At 65.3% G+C, this 14,838-nt stretch carries 14 protein-coding genes; 7 read left to right on the top strand and 7 right to left on the bottom strand.

Going from position 1 to position 14,838, the window contains the following annotated elements; genetic code table 11:
- The 3 genes from ACO07K_RS12075 to ACO07K_RS12065 form a co-directional block, all read right to left on the bottom strand.
- The gene (locus ACO07K_RS12075; RefSeq protein WP_422036168.1) at positions 1–609 is read right to left on the bottom strand and encodes a glutathione S-transferase family protein; all 609 of its coding nucleotides are present in this window, start codon (positions 607–609) and stop codon (positions 1–3) included.
- Between the two features lie 64 nt (positions 610–673).
- On the bottom strand, positions 674–2,017 hold the full coding sequence (locus ACO07K_RS12070) for a Rieske 2Fe-2S domain-containing protein (protein ID WP_422036167.1): 1,344 nt from the start codon (positions 2,015–2,017) through the stop codon (positions 674–676).
- Positions 2,018–2,063: 46 nt separating this feature from the next.
- Positions 2,064–3,356, bottom strand: coding sequence for an O-acetylhomoserine aminocarboxypropyltransferase (locus ACO07K_RS12065; RefSeq protein ID WP_422036166.1), 1,293 nt, complete (start codon positions 3,354–3,356; stop codon positions 2,064–2,066).
- A 238-nt stretch (positions 3,357–3,594) separates the two neighbouring features.
- Between ACO07K_RS12065 and ACO07K_RS12060 the strand changes: the two genes are divergently transcribed.
- On the top strand, positions 3,595–4,044 hold the full coding sequence (locus ACO07K_RS12060; RefSeq protein ID WP_422036165.1) for a tripartite tricarboxylate transporter TctB family protein: 450 nt from the start codon (positions 3,595–3,597) through the stop codon (positions 4,042–4,044).
- Between the two features lies 1 nt (position 4,045).
- Positions 4,046–5,548: a tripartite tricarboxylate transporter permease gene (locus ACO07K_RS12055; RefSeq protein ID WP_422036164.1), complete on the top strand. Its 1,503-nt coding sequence runs from the start codon at positions 4,046–4,048 to the stop codon at positions 5,546–5,548.
- A gap of 3 nt (positions 5,549–5,551) precedes the next feature.
- Here the strand turns inward: ACO07K_RS12055 and ACO07K_RS12050 are convergent, their stop codons facing one another.
- Both ACO07K_RS12050 and ACO07K_RS12045 read right to left on the bottom strand, forming a co-directional pair.
- On the bottom strand, positions 5,552–6,616 hold the full coding sequence (locus ACO07K_RS12050) for a lactonase family protein (protein ID WP_422036163.1): 1,065 nt from the start codon (positions 6,614–6,616) through the stop codon (positions 5,552–5,554).
- A 416-nt stretch (positions 6,617–7,032) separates the two neighbouring features.
- Complete coding sequence (locus ACO07K_RS12045; protein ID WP_422036162.1) at positions 7,033–7,947, bottom strand: EamA family transporter; 915 nt, start codon at positions 7,945–7,947, stop codon at positions 7,033–7,035.
- A gap of 105 nt (positions 7,948–8,052) precedes the next feature.
- Between ACO07K_RS12045 and ACO07K_RS12040 the strand changes: the two genes are divergently transcribed.
- From ACO07K_RS12040 to ACO07K_RS12020, 5 genes are read left to right on the top strand one after another with little or no spacing between them, the layout of a single operon-like run.
- The gene (locus ACO07K_RS12040) at positions 8,053–9,324 is read left to right on the top strand and encodes an ABC transporter substrate-binding protein (protein ID WP_422013567.1); all 1,272 of its coding nucleotides are present in this window, start codon (positions 8,053–8,055) and stop codon (positions 9,322–9,324) included.
- A 29-nt stretch (positions 9,325–9,353) separates the two neighbouring features.
- Positions 9,354–10,256 carry a branched-chain amino acid ABC transporter permease gene (locus ACO07K_RS12035; RefSeq protein ID WP_422036161.1) on the top strand — a complete coding sequence of 301 codons (903 nt, stop codon included), beginning with the start codon at positions 9,354–9,356 and terminating at the stop codon, positions 10,254–10,256.
- 6 nt (positions 10,257–10,262) lie between these two features.
- Positions 10,263–11,270, top strand: a complete 1,008-nt coding sequence (locus ACO07K_RS12030) for a branched-chain amino acid ABC transporter permease (protein ID WP_422036160.1) — start codon at positions 10,263–10,265, stop codon at positions 11,268–11,270.
- A 1-nt stretch (position 11,271) separates the two neighbouring features.
- Positions 11,272–12,042, top strand: coding sequence for an ABC transporter ATP-binding protein (locus ACO07K_RS12025; RefSeq protein WP_422036159.1), 771 nt, complete (start codon positions 11,272–11,274; stop codon positions 12,040–12,042).
- Complete coding sequence (locus ACO07K_RS12020; RefSeq protein WP_422036158.1) at positions 12,039–12,755, top strand: ABC transporter ATP-binding protein; 717 nt, start codon at positions 12,039–12,041, stop codon at positions 12,753–12,755. The genes ACO07K_RS12025 and ACO07K_RS12020 overlap by 4 nt, the downstream gene beginning before the upstream one ends.
- Here the strand turns inward: ACO07K_RS12020 and ACO07K_RS12015 are convergent.
- Together ACO07K_RS12015 and ACO07K_RS12010 are read right to left on the bottom strand one after the other, a co-directional pair.
- Positions 12,740–14,113: a sensor histidine kinase gene (locus ACO07K_RS12015; protein ID WP_422036157.1), complete on the bottom strand. Its 1,374-nt coding sequence runs from the start codon at positions 14,111–14,113 to the stop codon at positions 12,740–12,742. The genes ACO07K_RS12020 and ACO07K_RS12015 overlap by 16 nt on opposite strands.
- A complete protein-coding gene (locus ACO07K_RS12010; RefSeq protein WP_422036155.1) occupies positions 14,100–14,774 on the bottom strand; it encodes a winged helix-turn-helix domain-containing protein in 675 nt (224 codons plus the stop codon). Before ACO07K_RS12010 ends, ACO07K_RS12015 begins: the two co-directional genes overlap by 14 nt.
- Between the last annotated feature and the right edge of the window lie 64 nt (positions 14,775–14,838).

The raw sequence follows: 14,838 nt of genomic DNA, 5'->3' as shown, positions 1-14,838 counted from the left end.
CTACTTCGCGCCGCGCGCCGCCTTGAAGGACGGGCGCGACAGGCAGCGGTCGAGCCAGGCGCTGGCATTGGGAACCTGGCTGAAGTCGACCTTGATCGGCTTGGCCCAGCTCATGATCGAGGCGAGGTTCAGGTCGGCAACGGTGAAGGTCGAGCCGAGCAGGTAGTCGCGGCCTTCGAGTGCGCTGTTGAGCACGGCCAGCGGCTTCGGCAACGCCTTCTGCGCCTCGGCGACGGCCTCGGGCTTGCGCTTGTCGGGAGCGGTCATGAACATGTCGATCAGGATGGTCAGCAGCGGCTTCTCGAGCTCGGTCATGCCCCAGAAGCTCCACTGGTTGCATAGGGCCTGATCCTCGAGGCTCGCCGGCATGAAGCCATTCTTGCCATGCTTGGCGGCGAGATAGAGGTTGATCGCCATCGATTCGAAGAGCTTGAACTCGCCATCCACCAGCGCCGGCACCTTGCCGTTCGGATTGACCTTGAGATAGTCGGGATTCTTGAGATCCTTCATCTCGACGGCGATGTGCTCGTACGGAATGTCGAGCTCGTGCGCGATCCATAGGGCGCGCGCCGCGCGCGAGGCCGTCGGTCCGTAAATCTTGATGGTCACGTGAAATCTCCCCAAACCGGTATCGCGCGGACGATAATCCAGCGCCCCGCGCCGGTCTAACCCTCTATTCCGGAAGGCCGTATTCGCCGCCGACATAGCCGTGCCGGTGACCGAAGCGCTCCATCATCACCGTCGTCAGATCCTTCTCCGCCGCGGCGATCCATCCGCCCGCCCGCACGGCGTAGCGTTTCGATGCGGCGGGCGCGCGGGGCGGCTCGCCCTGCTGGAGCGCGCGGGCAGCCGCCATCACGAGCTTGCGGAACTCGATGATGCCGACATCCGTGGGCCCGAGATGCTCGCGGGTCCGGTCCTGGATGGCACCCTGGCTGTCCTGGATCGCCGCGTCCTGGTCGGAGACGCCGCTCACGCCGGTGTAGCTCAGCGTCTTCTGCAGCTCGCGATCGATCAGGTAGTCGTTGCGCATGTTGCGCCTGGGCACGTACTGCTCGTCGATCTCGGCATGCAGGCTGAGGCCGGATGCGTACTTGGCGCGTTCGGTATTGCTGAGCGGCCGGTCGGGCACCCAGCTGTAGGTGTAGATCCAGCAGCTCGTCTCGTCGACCGGCACCCAGGTCTGGCCATGATAGACCTCGCCGGGAAAGGCGACCGGCACCAGCGCGTGGTTCGGCGCCAGATACTGGGCGATGCGCCAGTAGATGTCGGTCGTATCGGTCTTGCGGCCGGCGGCGATGACCAGTCCCGCGTCGTGGCCCTGAATCCGGAATTTTGGCCGAGGATCATCGGTCACCCAGCGGCTGCGATCGGCAAGGCCGCCTTCCTGGCCGATCGCCGACGTCTTGCGCAGGATGTCGAGGCGGGTGGCCTCGTCCCGGGTGGGGATCGCGTGCAGGAAAGAAAAGTGCGCCGTGTCGATCGCGCCTTCCAGGCTCTGGACCCAGTTGCAGTCCTGCCATTTCTTGGAAACGTAGCGATGCGCCGCCGGGACGAGTCCCAGCTCGAGCTGCGGCAGCTCGGGCATCGACTCGCGCGGTCCCATGTAGACCCAGATCATGTCGGCCCATTCGCGCGTCGGATAGGCCAGCAGCTTGATGGTATCCTTGTAGGCGGACTCGGGCGGCGAGGTGGGCAGGTCGACGCAGTTGCCGTCGATGTCGAACTTCCAGCCGTGATAGGAGCAGCGAAGGCCGCACTCCTCATTGCGGCCGAAATAGAGATTGGCGCCACGGTGCGGGCAGTGCGGCTCGACGATGCCGACCCGTCCATCGGTCTGGCGGAAGGCCAGCAGGTCCTCGCCGAGGATGCGGATCTTCTTCGGGGGGCCGTCGCGCTCGGGCAACTCCTCGGAGAGGAGGGCCGGCATCCAGAAGCGCCGCAGAAGCTCGCCCATGGGCGAGCCCTTGCCGGCGCAGGTCAGGAATTCGTTGTCCGCCTTGCTGAGCATTTCCATCCTCGCTTTTCTTGCCGCCGCTCCGGGATCTACCCGGCGCGATGGGTCACTGGCTTGTCGCCTTGGCCAGAGCCTGATCCAGATCCGCGATGATGTCTGCAACCGTTTCGATGCCGATCGACAGGCGCAGCACGTCGGGGCCGGCGCCGGCGGCCACCCGCTGCTCCTCGGAGAGCTGGCGGTGCGTCGTCGAGGCGGGGTGGATGATCAGGCTCTTGGCGTCGCCGATGTTGGCGAGGTGCGAGAAGAGTTCGACATTGTCGACGACCTTGACGCCGACGTCGTAGCCACCCCTGACGCCGAAGGTGAAGACCGAGCCCGCACCCTTGGGCAGGTACCTCTTCGCAAGGGCGTTGTACTTGTTGGAGGGCAGGCCGGCATAGTTCACCCAGGCCACGGCGGGATGCTTTTCGAGGTACTGCGCCACGGCCAGCGCGTTGGCGCAATGGCGCTCCATGCGCAGCCCGAGGGTCTCCATGCCGAGCATGGTGAGCCAGGCGTTGAACGGTGCCTGGGTGGGGCCGAGGTCGCGCAGGCCGACCGCATGGCTGTGGAAGGTGTAGGCCATGTCGCCGAAGGTCTCGTGGAAGTTAAGCCCGTGATAGGCCGGTTCCGGGCCGGCAAGGCTCGGGAATTTTCCGCCGCGCGACCAATCGAATTTGCCGGAGTCGACGACGGCGCCGCCCATCGAGGTGCCGGTGCCGCTCAGGAACTTGGTCGTGGAATGAACGACCAGGGTGGCGCCATGGTCGATCGGCCGGCAGAGCCAGGGTGTGGCCAAGGTATTGTCGACCAGCAGCGGCACGCCGGCATCCTCGGCAATGCGCGCGATCGCCTCGATGTCGCTGATGACGCCGCCGGGGTTGGCCAGGCTTTCGATGAAGAAGGCCTTGGTGTTTTCGGTCACTGCGCGCTTGAGATTGTCCGGCGTGTCGGCGTCGACGATCTTCGCCGTCCAGCCGAACTTGGGATAAGTGTTCTTCATCTGCTGCAGAGAGCCGCCATAGAGGCGGGAGGCGGCGACGATTTCGGCGCCGGGGCTCATCAGTGGAAAGAGGGCGAGCACCTGTGCGGCGTGGCCGGAGGAGGCGACGGTGCAGCCGCGCCCGCCTTCCAGTGTCGCGAGCCGGGTCTCCAGGGCGGCGTTCGTGGGGTTGGTCAGGCGGGAATAGATGAATCCCACTGTCTGTAAATTGAACAGCGCTGCCGCGTGGTCCGCGTCTTCGAAGACGTAGGCGGTCGTCTGGTAGATCGGCAGGGCGCGCGCGCCCGTCGTCGGATCGGGCGCCGCACCGGCATGCAGTGCCAGTGTCTCGAATCCATAGGTCTTGTCGCTCACGAAGCTCTCCCTGTCGCTGGGCAATTCACAGGCCCATTGCGCACATCTCAAGGGCGTCCCGTCAAACCCCGGCGGAGAAGGCGGGGACATCCCTCCCTGAATGGCCCTTCATTCCGGACAGCGGAGGGGCGGCGGATCCGGCGTCAGCTTGGCGTAAGCATCGAAGGGTAGGTTCCCGCGCTGTGTTTCGCGATCTAGGCCGTCGCAGCACAGCGTAACGTTTGGGGAGCGAAACACCGTGAATCGGTTTCTGACCAAGGACTTTCTGTCCGGGTTGATGTTCGTCGCCTTCGGTCTGGCGGCCCTCTATTTCGGGCAGAACCTTGCCGTCGGCACGCCCGTTCGAATGGGGCCAGGCTATGTGCCCCGGATGCTCTCCCTGATCCTGCTGGCGCTCGGCGCCGTGGTCTGCATCGTGGCGCTGGTGAGCGGCAGCGAGCCGGTCGAACGGCCGAAGTGGAAGCCGATCACGCTGGTGACGCTCGGTATCGTCTGCTTCGCGCTGCTGTTCGAGCGCGCCGGCCTGATACCGGCGCTGATCGTCCTGGTCATGATCTCGTCGCTGGCCGGCGAGGAATTCAAGCTCACCGAAGTGCTCGGCAACATCGTCGTGCTCTCCGTCCTTTGCACGCTCGTCTTCAAGGTCGGGCTGGGGATGAACATCTCTGTCCTGCAGGGGATTTGGTAAAATGGATCTCCTGGACAATCTCCTTCTCGGCATCAGCGTCGCCTTTACCTTCCAGAACCTGACCTACGCCCTGTTGGGCTGCATGGTCGGCACGCTGATCGGCGTTCTGCCCGGCATCGGTCCCGTGGCGACCATCGCCATGCTGCTGCCCATCACCTTCCACCTGCCGCCGACCGCCTCGCTGATCATGCTGGCCGGCATTTATTACGGCGCGCAGTACGGCGGTTCGACGACGTCGATCCTGGTGAACCTCCCGGGCGAGGCTTCTTCGGTCGTGACGTGTCTGGACGGCTACCAGATGGCGCGCAACGGGCGTGCCGGTGCGGCCCTGTCGATCTCCGCGGTCGGCTCGTTCTTCGCCGGCACCGTCGGTACCATCATCATCGTCATCTTTGCGGAGCCGCTCACGCGCATGGCGCAGAAGTTCGGCCCGGCTGACTACTGCTCGCTGATGGCGCTCGGCCTCGTCGCCGCGGTGGTGCTCGCCAGCGGTTCGATCACCAAGGCGATTTCGATGGTGTTCCTGGGCCTTTTGTTCGGCCTGATCGGCACCGACGTGAACACCGGCGCGCAGCGCTTCACCTTCGATATCCCGGAATTGAGCGACGGCATCGACTTCGCGCCGATCGCCATGGGTCTGTTCGGTATTGCCGAGATCGTCGTCAACCTCGAGCGACACCTGGAGCGAGGCGGCGCGATCAAGGTCGGCTCGTTGTGGCCGACGCGCGAGGAGATACGGCGCTCCATCCCGGCCGTCCTGCGCGGCACCTTGCTGGGGTCGCTGCTGGGCGTGCTGCCGGGCGGTGGACCGACCCTCGGCGCTTTCTCGGCGTACACGCTCGAGAAGAAGCTGTCGAAGAACCCCGGCCAGTTCGGCAAGGGCGCGGTCGAAGGCGTGGCGGCACCGGAAGCGGCCAACAACGCCGCGGCCCAGACCTCGTTCATCCCGATGCTGACGCTGGGCATCCCGTCCAACGCCGTGATGGCGCTGATGGTGGGCGCCATGATCATCCAGGGCATCCAACCGGGCCCCGAGGTCATGACCAAGAAGCCGGACCTGTTCTGGGGCATGATCGTCTCGATGTGGATCGGCAACGCCATGCTGGTCATCATCAACCTGCCGATGATCGGCATGTGGGTGAAGCTGCTCACCGTGCCATACCGCTACCTGGCACCTGCCATCCTGCTCTTCTGCTGCATCGGCGCCTATAGTCTCCAGAACAGTACGTTCCACGTCCTGCAGGTCGCGATCTTCGGCGTGCTGGGCTACGTGTTCGTCAAGTTGGGCTGCGAAGGGGCACCGTTCCTGTTGGGCCTCGTCCTGGGACCGCAGATGGAGGAGTATTTCCGCCGCGCCATGTTGCTGTCGCGCGGCGATGCGATGGTCTTCATCGAGCGTCCGATCAGCTTGGGCCTGCTCATCACGACGGCGCTGCTGCTGATCCTGATGGCGCTGCCGAGTATCAAGAAAGCCCGCGAGGAAGCCTTCCAGGAGGAAGGCTGACCCTCAACGCGAGAAGACGATACACGCCGGGCTGCCGACTTCGGTCCGCAGCCTGGTGGGCGCCAGGAGCCCGTTGCGGCCGACCTTGTAGGCGACGATCGAATCGCTCCCCTGGTTGGCGACATACAGAAATCGTTCCGCCGGATCGAAGGCGAAGAAGCGCGGAACGCCACCCTTGGTCGGCACCCACTGGCGCGGTGTAAGCGTTGCCTTGGCGGCATCGATGCCGAATACCCCGATGCTGTCGTGACCGCGGTTCGAGACGTAGACGTTGCGTCCACCGCCATCGACCCAGATCTCCGCGCCGGTGCTGTAGCCCGTGAAGTCCGATGGCGTCGAGGGCACCGTCTGCAGCGGCGTCAGCCCCCCGCTGGCCGTGTCCTGTCGATAGGCCGTGATCGTCGAATCGAGCTCGTTGATCACGTAGGCGAAGGGCTTGCGCGGATGGAAGTCGATGTGGCGGGGGCCGGCGCCCGGGCGGGACGTGACGCGGCTGGTCTCGACCAGCACGCCGCGCCTTGGATCGAGCCGGTAGCCGATCACGCAGTCCGAACCCTTGCAGGGCAGGTAGAAGGTCCGGCCGGTGCGATCGAGCGGATTGTGATGCGGCCGCACGTTCTTCTGCTCGGTTCGATGCGGCCCCAGCGGCGCGGCAACAGCAGTCAGGGTCGAGTAGGGACCGAGGCTCCCGTCTTTTGAGATCGGCAGCGCCGCCAGCGAATCGGAGCCGTAGTTGCTCACGACAAGGAACCGCTGCCCGGCGTCGAAGGCGAGATGGATGGGATTGTAGCCGCCGGTCGACTGACGGTTCAGGACGGCCAATCGACCGGTCTCGCGGTCGACCGTGTAGGAGGTCGCCTCGCTGCGATCGCCGTGCACCGAATAGAGGCGGTCTCCGGCGACGTTGAGGGCGAGGAACGACGGATTCTCGAGCCCGCCGAGATGTTGGACATGCCGGAGCGCACCATTGCGTGGGTCGACGCGATAGACGTTGATGCCATTGCCCCGGCCATTGCGCTCCGGCGCGGTGTAGCAGCCGACATAGGCGAAGAGCGATTGTGTAATCATCGGTCGATTGTCGGCGCCGAAGCGAAGGAAGGTCAACGATGACAGACGCACCGCGAAAGTCGCTCTCGTCACCGGCGCCAACCAAGGGCCGGGCCTCGTGGATACGGAAGCCTCGCGCCCGTGGTTCGCCGACATGTCGAAAGCGGCAACCCCCCGACGATGCGGCGATGACTTTGTCTGGTTGGCGGCCTTGCCGGCCGGGACGAAACATCCCTGCGACGTCTTGGTCCGACAGGGCCGGCCGCTGCCCTGGGTCTAACGGGCGGTTGGAATCGACCGTTTGGCTGCGCTGGCCGGCAATTATGTTGCGTAGTCGGCCGCTCCGCAATGGGTGCGACGTCTGCTTCGTTTGTTTCGTTTATTTCGTTTGTTTCGTTTACGGGCCCTGGCTTCGGATTTTCCAGCCATCCGGCGGGTCAGCCTGCCGTCGACAGGATCAAGACGACGCCCGCCATCACGAGGATGATTCCGGCCAGTTCCCGGTGGCTCATGGACTCCCGGAAGATCCGGCGCGAGACGAAATAGCTGAACACGACCTCGATGAGGATCAGCGTTCGAACCTGGGAGGCCGGGGCTAGCGCCAGCGCCGTTACGTTGGCGAGCGACGCCGAGGCGCCGGCAATTCCGGCGAACGTCGACACGCGCCATTGACGCAGGGCGCCCAGCACGATGGCAGGGCTGCGCACGAGCAGCCACCCACAGAGCAGGACGGCCTGTAGCAGCTGACTCCAGAAGAGTGTTTCCGCGGCGGCGAGGAAAGGCGAGCCTGCGTCCAGGGCGAGGTTGGCGCCGCGGTACCCGACGACCGAAACGGCGAAGGCCGAGCCGGAAGCGAGCCCGTAGAAGGCGGCCGGATCGGCCCAGCGTCGCCGGGCGCCCGCGAGCGACGGCGGACGCGGCGTCAGCAGCACGACGCCCAGCGTAGCGACCGCAATGGCGCCGACCGCCACCGCCGACAGCGTCTCGCCCAGGAACAGCACCGAGAAGAGCGCGACCTGGATCACCTCGCTCTTGGAATAGACCAGCCCGATCGCGAAGCTGCGTTCTGCCATTGCGCGCAACAGCAGGGCCGTGCCTGCCATCTGGCTCAGCGCCGCCACCACGACCCAACCGCCGAAGATCCAGGTGAGGGCGGGTTGAGGAGAACCACCGAACAGCAGAACGAGACAGAGCCACATCGCAAGAACGGGCATGCCGTAGAGGAAACGGACCAGCGTTGCGCCGAGCGTGCCCAGCTCGGCGGTCAGATGCCGTTGCGCCGTGTTGCGAACGGTCTGCGCGGCAGCCGCGAAGACGGTGAGGGGGATCCAGAGCCCGGAGAGGGGGATCATATTCCCGGCTCGCGAGCGGGTTGCCGTTTGACCATGCCGAACAATTACTCATAGGATCGCGGCAATCGGTCGAAGACCGCAAGAACTATTCCGGGAGTAAACAGCATGACGTCCACCGAATCGCGGCGCGCGAGCCGTCGTCAAGTTCTGAAGGGGGCGGGCGCCCTGGCTGCGGCAGGGTTGGTTGGTGCCCCGGCAATCAGCAAGGCGCAGACCGGCGCCATCAAGATCGGCGTGCCGACGATCCTGTCGGGTCGCGTCGCCATCCTTGGCCAGAGCAGCGTCGGCGCGCTCAAGATGTCGTTCGACAAGCTCAATGCCGAAGGCGGCATCAACGGTCGAAAGATCGAGATGGTCGTGCGCGACTCGAAGGGCGCGCCCCAGGAAGCCGCCAAGGTCACGCGAGACCTGATCAACAATGACGGTTGCCAGATCATCATAGACGCCGAAGCGTCGAGTGCGGCCTTTGCGGTGCAGGAGGTCATCCGCGAGGTCGGCGTGCTCTGCATCCACACCAACTCGGAGACGTCGTCGCTCACCGCTGATCCGAAACTCTACGTGCCGACGGCCTTCCGCACGGCCCGCCAGGGAATCCACGATGCGATCGGCGGCGGCGACTATGCTGCCAAGGTGGCCAAGGCGAAGGGCCTCAAGAAGTGGGCGACCTGCTCGCCCGACTATGCCTATGGCCGCTCCAACACGGCCGAGTTCATGGAATATGCCAAGCACTTCGACGGCAACATCACCGTCGTCGAGGAGACCTGGCCCAAACTCTTCCAGCCGGACTATACCGAGGTCGTCACCAAGCTGCTGAATGCCAAGGCCGACGCGATGTATTCGGCGCTGTGGGGCGGTGACCTCGTGGCCTTCATCGACCAGGCGAACCTCTACGCCCTGTTCGAGAAGCAGGCGTCCTTCATGGTCAATCTCGGCGACTACGGTGTCGTCGACCAGGTGAAGCAGTTCCCGCAGGGTGTCTATTCGGGCGGCCGCTACAATCGCACCGTTCCGCCGACGCCCGAGAACGAGGCTTGGTACCTGGAATACGTGAAGACCCAGAAGAGCAAGCCGACCAACTGGTCTTGGGAGAACGCGGTCGGCGCGCAGTTCCTGATCGAGGCGCTGAAGAAGACCAACGGCGACACCAACGGCAAGAAGCTCGCCGAGGCGATCAAGGGCGCCACGATCAAGACCCCGTTCGGCGATGGCGGCTCCATCACCATGCGCGCCGAGGACAATACCACCATCAACTACATCATCGGGTACGGACTCTCGCTGTCGAAGGAGCCGTACATCTCGGACTTCAAGATGTCGCCCTGGGAGCCGATCCTCGAACTCGAGAAGCAGTGGAAGAAGAAGCAGGGCTACGCGACCTGATCGTCTTCACATTCGGATAGGACATCGAAGTGGACCTTGACGCGTTGTTGCGCTGCGTCGGCACGACCTCCTGTGTCGTGACGCAGCTCACCAGCGGCATGATCATCGGCATGCTGCTTTTCCTGATCGCGTCGGGCGTGACGCTGATTTTTGGCGTCCTGAACGTCATCAACTTCGCCCACGGCTCGCTCTACATGATCGGGGCGTACGCCGCCTGGACCTTCTACCAGCTCACCGGCAGCTACTTCGTCTCCGCATTGGGGGCGGCCGTGGCGGTCGGGATGCTGGGCGTACTCTTCGAGCGGGTGCTTATGAGCAAGGTCTACGGCTCCAACGTGCTGATGCAGCTCCTGGTCTGCTACGCCGTGGTGCTGATCTCGGACGATCTCATCAAGATCATCTGGGGACCGGTGCCGCTGTCGATGGGCATGCCGCCGGAATTCCGGCTGCCGCCCGTCCGCTTCATGGGCGGCGTCATCCCGCCCTTCTACATCTTCATGATCCTGGCGGCGATGGCGATCGGACTGCTTCTCTGGCTGGTCATCGTCCGGACGCGCTTCGGCAGCATCGTCCGGGCAGCGGCCATCAACGGCCCGATGGTGTCGGCGCTCGGCATCCGCGTGAACCTCTACTATGCCGCCGTCTTCGGCATCGGCAGTGCGCTGGCGGGCGCGGCGGGAGCACTCGCCGCGCCGGTGCGCTCGCTGACGCCGGGCATGGGCTTCTCGATCCTGATCGAGTCCTTCATCGTGACCGTGATCGGCGGCATGGGATCGATCGTGGGGGCCTTCGTCGCGTCGATCATCATCGGCCTAACACGCTCCTTCGGCAGCATCGGCTTTCCCCTGTTCGTCGACGGGGTGATGTTCCTGATCATGGCACTGGTCCTGATCTTCAAGCCCAGCGGCCTGTTCGGCCGCGCGCACCGGTAGGCGACGATGACCTCACGCTGGAGAGATCTGGGCCTGGCCGGGCTGGGGCTGGTCCTGCTGCTGCTGGTGCCGGTGTTCGGTGCGCCGCCCGCCATTCGCGATTTCATCATGTTCGGCATGGCCTACGGCCTGCTCGCCATGTCGCTCAACCTGCTGATCGGCTACACCGGCCTCGTGTCGTTCGGCCACGCGATGTTCTTTGCCGCCGGCGCCTATGCGTTCGGCCTGGCGATGCAGTCGGGCAAGTTCTCGATTCCCGGTGCCTTCGCGCTGGCGATCGGCTTCACGGCGCTGATGGCGTTGATCGTCGGCGCCATCTGCGTGCGGCTGAACGAGATTTACTTCGCCTTCCTGACGCTCGCCTTCCAGATGCTCTTCTACAACATCATCCTGGGCTGGGTGTCGTTCACCGGCGGAGACCAGGGGCTGATGGGCGGCATTCCGCGGCCGAAGTTCCTGGGCATTGATCTCGCCGACCGGACGCAGCTTTACGTCTTCTGTTCGGTCGCATTCGTCGTCTGCATCGCCCTCCTGCGCCAGATCGTGACGTCGCCGTTCGGCTACACGCTGCGGATGATCCGCGACAATCAGGAGCGCGCGGCCTTCCTTGGCATCAACGTGACCATGGTTAAGCTGACCTGCTTCGTGATGTCGGCCTGCATCGCCGCGGTGGGCGGCATCCTGCTGACGCTCTTCGTGTCGGGGGCCTATCCCAACTTCGGCTTCTGGACGACCTCGGGCGAGGCGATCTTCATGATCCTGCTGGGCGGCTCGAACGTCTTCCTGGGGCCGCTGGTCGGTACGGTGATCCTGCGCCTGCTGAACGACATCACGATCACCTACACCAGCCACACGGAATTGGTGCTGGGCATCGTGATCCTCATCCTGGTGCTCGGCTTGCGCAAAGGTCCGCTCGACCTGCTGGCCGAACGCTGGGAGAACCGCCGACAGGCCAAGGCCCAGGCGATCCGTGATGCGGCCGACAAGGACGCGCAGACGGGCAGGGATGCCTGACATGCTGAAGCTCGAAAACCTCAAGAAGTCCTTTGGCGGTGTGGCGGCGACGCGCGACGTGACGTTGGATTTCGCCGACGGCTCGCTCAGCGCCATCATCGGCCCCAACGGCGCCGGGAAGACGACGCTGTTCAATCTGATCACCGGCCGTTTCCCCCCCGACACCGGGCGCATCCTGCTGGCCGGCGAGAACATCGCCGGCCTCTCGCAGCGCCGGATCGTCCGGCTGGGGATCGGGCGCGCCTTCCAGGTGGCGAGCCTGTTCCCGACTCTTACCGTGTCCGAAGCGCTGGCGGGGGCGACCCAGGCCCATCAGCGCCGAGAGACCGTGCTGCGCTCGCCGTTCCCGCTCACCACCACGACGAAACACGCCGACGAGATCATGGAGTTGCTCGGCCTGACGCGCGTCGCGGGGATCCTGAGCCGCAACCTCAGTCACGGCGATCAGAAACTGCTCGATATCGGTCTGGCCCTGGCGCTGGAACCCAAGGTGCTGCTGCTCGACGAGCCGACCGCCGGCATGGGACCGGAGGAGCGCTGGCGCATGATCGAGACGGTGCAGCGCCTGTGGCGGGCGCGGCGCATGACCCTGATCTTCATCGAGCACGACATGGACATCGTCTTCAAGGTTGCCCAGACGGTCCGCGTTCTGTCCTACGGGTCGGTGCTGGCCGAAGGCACGCCCGACGAGGTCCGAATCGACCCCAAGGTGATCGAGGCCTATCTCGGCAAATCCGCCCATGGAACTGCCGGACAGGGAGCGGCGGCATGAACGCCGCCGAGATCCTGAGGGTCGAGGGTATCGACGTCTTCTACGGCGCCAGCCAGATCCTGTTCGGCGTGTCGTTCGCCGTCGAGAAGGGGCAGTCGCTGGCGCTGCTGGGCCGCAACGGCGCGGGCAAGAGTACGACGATGAAATCCATCATCGGCATCGCGCCCGCCAAACGAGGCACGGTCGCCGTTCGTGGCACGCCGGTGCAGAAGTTCACGCCCGACCGCATCGCCCGCGAGGGCGTGGGCTTCGTGCCCGAGGACCGGCAGATTTTCCCCGAGCACTCGGTCGAAGACAATCTGAAGATCGCGATCAAGCCGGGCGTCGGCGGCAGGATCGACTGGACGCTGGAGAAGATCTACGACGTCTTCCCGATCCTGGCGTCGATGCGCGGGCGCATGGGCGGCCGGCTGTCGGGCGGCGAGCAGCAGATGCTCACCATTGCGCGTACCCTGATGGGAAATCCAGATGTGGTGCTGCTCGATGAGCCGAGCGAAGGGCTGGCGCCGATCATCGTCGAGAAGATCGGCGAGCTGATCCAGCGGCTGCGCGACATGGGCACAACCTTGATCGTGGCCGAGCAGAACATGCACTTCTGCCTCGATATCGCGAGCCACGTCGCCGTGATCGACAAGGGCCATATCGTCTATCGCGGCTCGATCGACGAGCTGCGCGGCAACGACGACGTGAAGAAGCGCTATTTGGCGGTCTGAAGCACGACGCGCAGGCCGGGCTTGGCATCGTCGAGCCGGATCGTGAGCCCGTGCAGGCCGGCGATCGCCTTCACCATGGCGAGGCCGAGGCCGCTGCCCGATGTCGAGCGGCTGCGGTCGAGCCGGTAGAAGCGGTCGAACACCTTGCCGTGCTCGGAGGCGGGGATGCCAGGGCCGTTGTCGGCCACCTCGATCTCGAACCCGTCACCCTGGCGGTGCAGGCCGAGGCTAAGCTTCGTGCCCTCCGGTGTATGACGCAGCGCGTTTTCCAGCAGGTTGGACACGAGCTGGGCGATCAGCTGGCGGTCTCCGGTCAGCGTCGCGCCGGGCTCGATCTGAACCGCGAGGGTGCGCTCGGAATCTTCGGCGACAGGCTGATAGGTTTCGCCCAGACTCTTCAGCAGGGCGGAGACGTCGAACGGCGCGAACGCGCTCTTCTGGGCGCCGGCCTCGACCTGGGCGATGCGCAGCAGGGCCGAGAACGTCTCCAGAAGGGCGTCGGCCTCCTCGATCGCGGCATCGGTGGCGGCGCTGTAGTCGGCGGTGGTGGTCGCACGCTCGCGCGCATCCTCCAGCCGCTGGCGCAGGCGGCCGAGCGGCGTGCGCAGGTCGTGGGCGATGTCGCTCGACACCTGGCGCAGCCCGTCCATCAGCTGCTGGATGCGCGCCAGCATGGCATTCAGGCTGGCCACCAACTGGTCGATCTCGTCGTGTGTGCCGCGCACGGGGATGCGGGCGGAGAGGTCGCCTTCCATGATGGCCCGGCTGGTGCGGGTGATCGTGTCGATGCGGCGCAGGAAGTTGCTGCCGAGCAGGACACCGCCGGCGATGGCCAGCAGGAGGGTGAGGCCGCCCGACCAGGCGAAGGCGCGGATGATGGCGCGCTGCATATCGACCAGGCGGTTGGCGTCCTGGGCCACCAGCAGGAACGAGCCGTCGGGCAGGGTGAGGCCGAAGCCGGTCAGCTTGGGCCGCTCGCCGGGGCGTTCGGGATCGATCTCCGGCTGGGGCTGGTCGGGCTCGAAGTCGATGGCACCGTTGACCGGCGGCATGCCCGGCAGATTGCCGACGACGACGCGGCGGTTGGGCGCCTGCAGCAGGTAGAAGATCGGGCCCCGGGTGCGGAAGTTGATCCGCCGCGTGATCTGTTCGGCCAGACCCGCGAGACCGCTGCGGCGGTGAATTTCGGCCAGCTGATAGGCCTCCGAGCGCAGGACGGCCGCCATGTCGTTCTGCATTGCCGCGGTCGCCGTCCAGTACACGCTGGCGAACAGGACGCCGGCGGAGAGGATGAACAGGACGGCGTAGAGCAGCGGCAGGCGGAAGCTTGCCGAGCGCAGGATCCTAGTCAGGCGCACGAATGACATAACCCGCCCCCCTGATCGTATGGAGCAGCGGCTTGTCGAAGCCCTTGTCGATCTTGGAGCGCAGCCGGCTGATATGCGTTTCGACGATGTTGGTTTTGGGGTCGAAATGGAAGTCCCAGACCTTCTCCAGCAGCATGGTGCGCGTCACGACCTCGCCGGCGTGGCGCAGCAGGTATTCGAGGACCTTGAATTCCTGGGCGAGCAGCTCGATGCGCTTGCCGCCGCGCGTTACGGTGCGCGCCAGCAGATCCATCTCCAGGTCGCCGACTCCCAGGGAGGTCGCGGCGACGATCGGCGGGCGGCGGGAGAGGGCGCCGATGCGGGCCCTGAGTTCGGCGAAGGCGAAGGGCTTGGTGAGGTAGTCGTCGCCGCCGGCCTCGAGACCGGCGACACGGTCATCGACGCCGCCCATCGTGGTGAGGAACAGGACCGGCGCCTTCATGCCGGAGGCGCGCGCCGCCTTGACGAGCGACAGGCCGTCCATCTGCGGCAGCATGCGGTCGACGATCAGCACGTCGTACTTCTCGCCGGTCGCGAGGTAGAGGCCGTCGCGTCCGTTGTCGGCATGGTCGACCACGTGGCCGTGCTCGCGCAGGCCCTTGGCGATGTAGTCGGCGGTTTGCTTGTCGTCTTCAACGAGGAGGATTTTCACGGCGCCCGTCTATCCGGCGCCGGCCCGCGGCGCAACGTTCCCCAACTATACAAACATTCAATCC

It is taken from the genome of Reyranella sp. (assembly GCF_965228225.1).
Lineage (GTDB): Bacteria > Pseudomonadota > Alphaproteobacteria > Reyranellales > Reyranellaceae > Reyranella.
This window is presented reverse-complemented; position numbering and strand designations above follow the sequence as displayed.

Excerpts from the sequence above, each read along its gene's own strand:
- ACO07K_RS12045 (WP_422036162.1), bottom strand. The coding sequence starts at position 7,947 with ATGATCCCCCTCTCCGGGCTCTGGATCCCCCTCACCGTCTTCGCGGCT.
- ACO07K_RS12070 (WP_422036167.1), bottom strand. The coding sequence starts at position 2,017 with ATGGAAATGCTCAGCAAGGCGGACAACGAATTCCTGACCTGCGCCGGC.
- ACO07K_RS12050 (WP_422036163.1), bottom strand. The coding sequence starts at position 6,616 with ATGATTACACAATCGCTCTTCGCCTATGTCGGCTGCTACACCGCGCCG.
- ACO07K_RS12055 (WP_422036164.1), top strand. The coding sequence starts at position 4,046 with ATGGATCTCCTGGACAATCTCCTTCTCGGCATCAGCGTCGCCTTTACC.
- ACO07K_RS12030 (WP_422036160.1), top strand. The coding sequence starts at position 10,263 with ATGACCTCACGCTGGAGAGATCTGGGCCTGGCCGGGCTGGGGCTGGTC.
- ACO07K_RS12020 (WP_422036158.1), top strand. The coding sequence starts at position 12,039 with ATGAACGCCGCCGAGATCCTGAGGGTCGAGGGTATCGACGTCTTCTAC.
- ACO07K_RS12025 (WP_422036159.1), top strand. The coding sequence starts at position 11,272 with ATGCTGAAGCTCGAAAACCTCAAGAAGTCCTTTGGCGGTGTGGCGGCG.
- ACO07K_RS12040 (WP_422013567.1), top strand. The coding sequence starts at position 8,053 with ATGACGTCCACCGAATCGCGGCGCGCGAGCCGTCGTCAAGTTCTGAAG.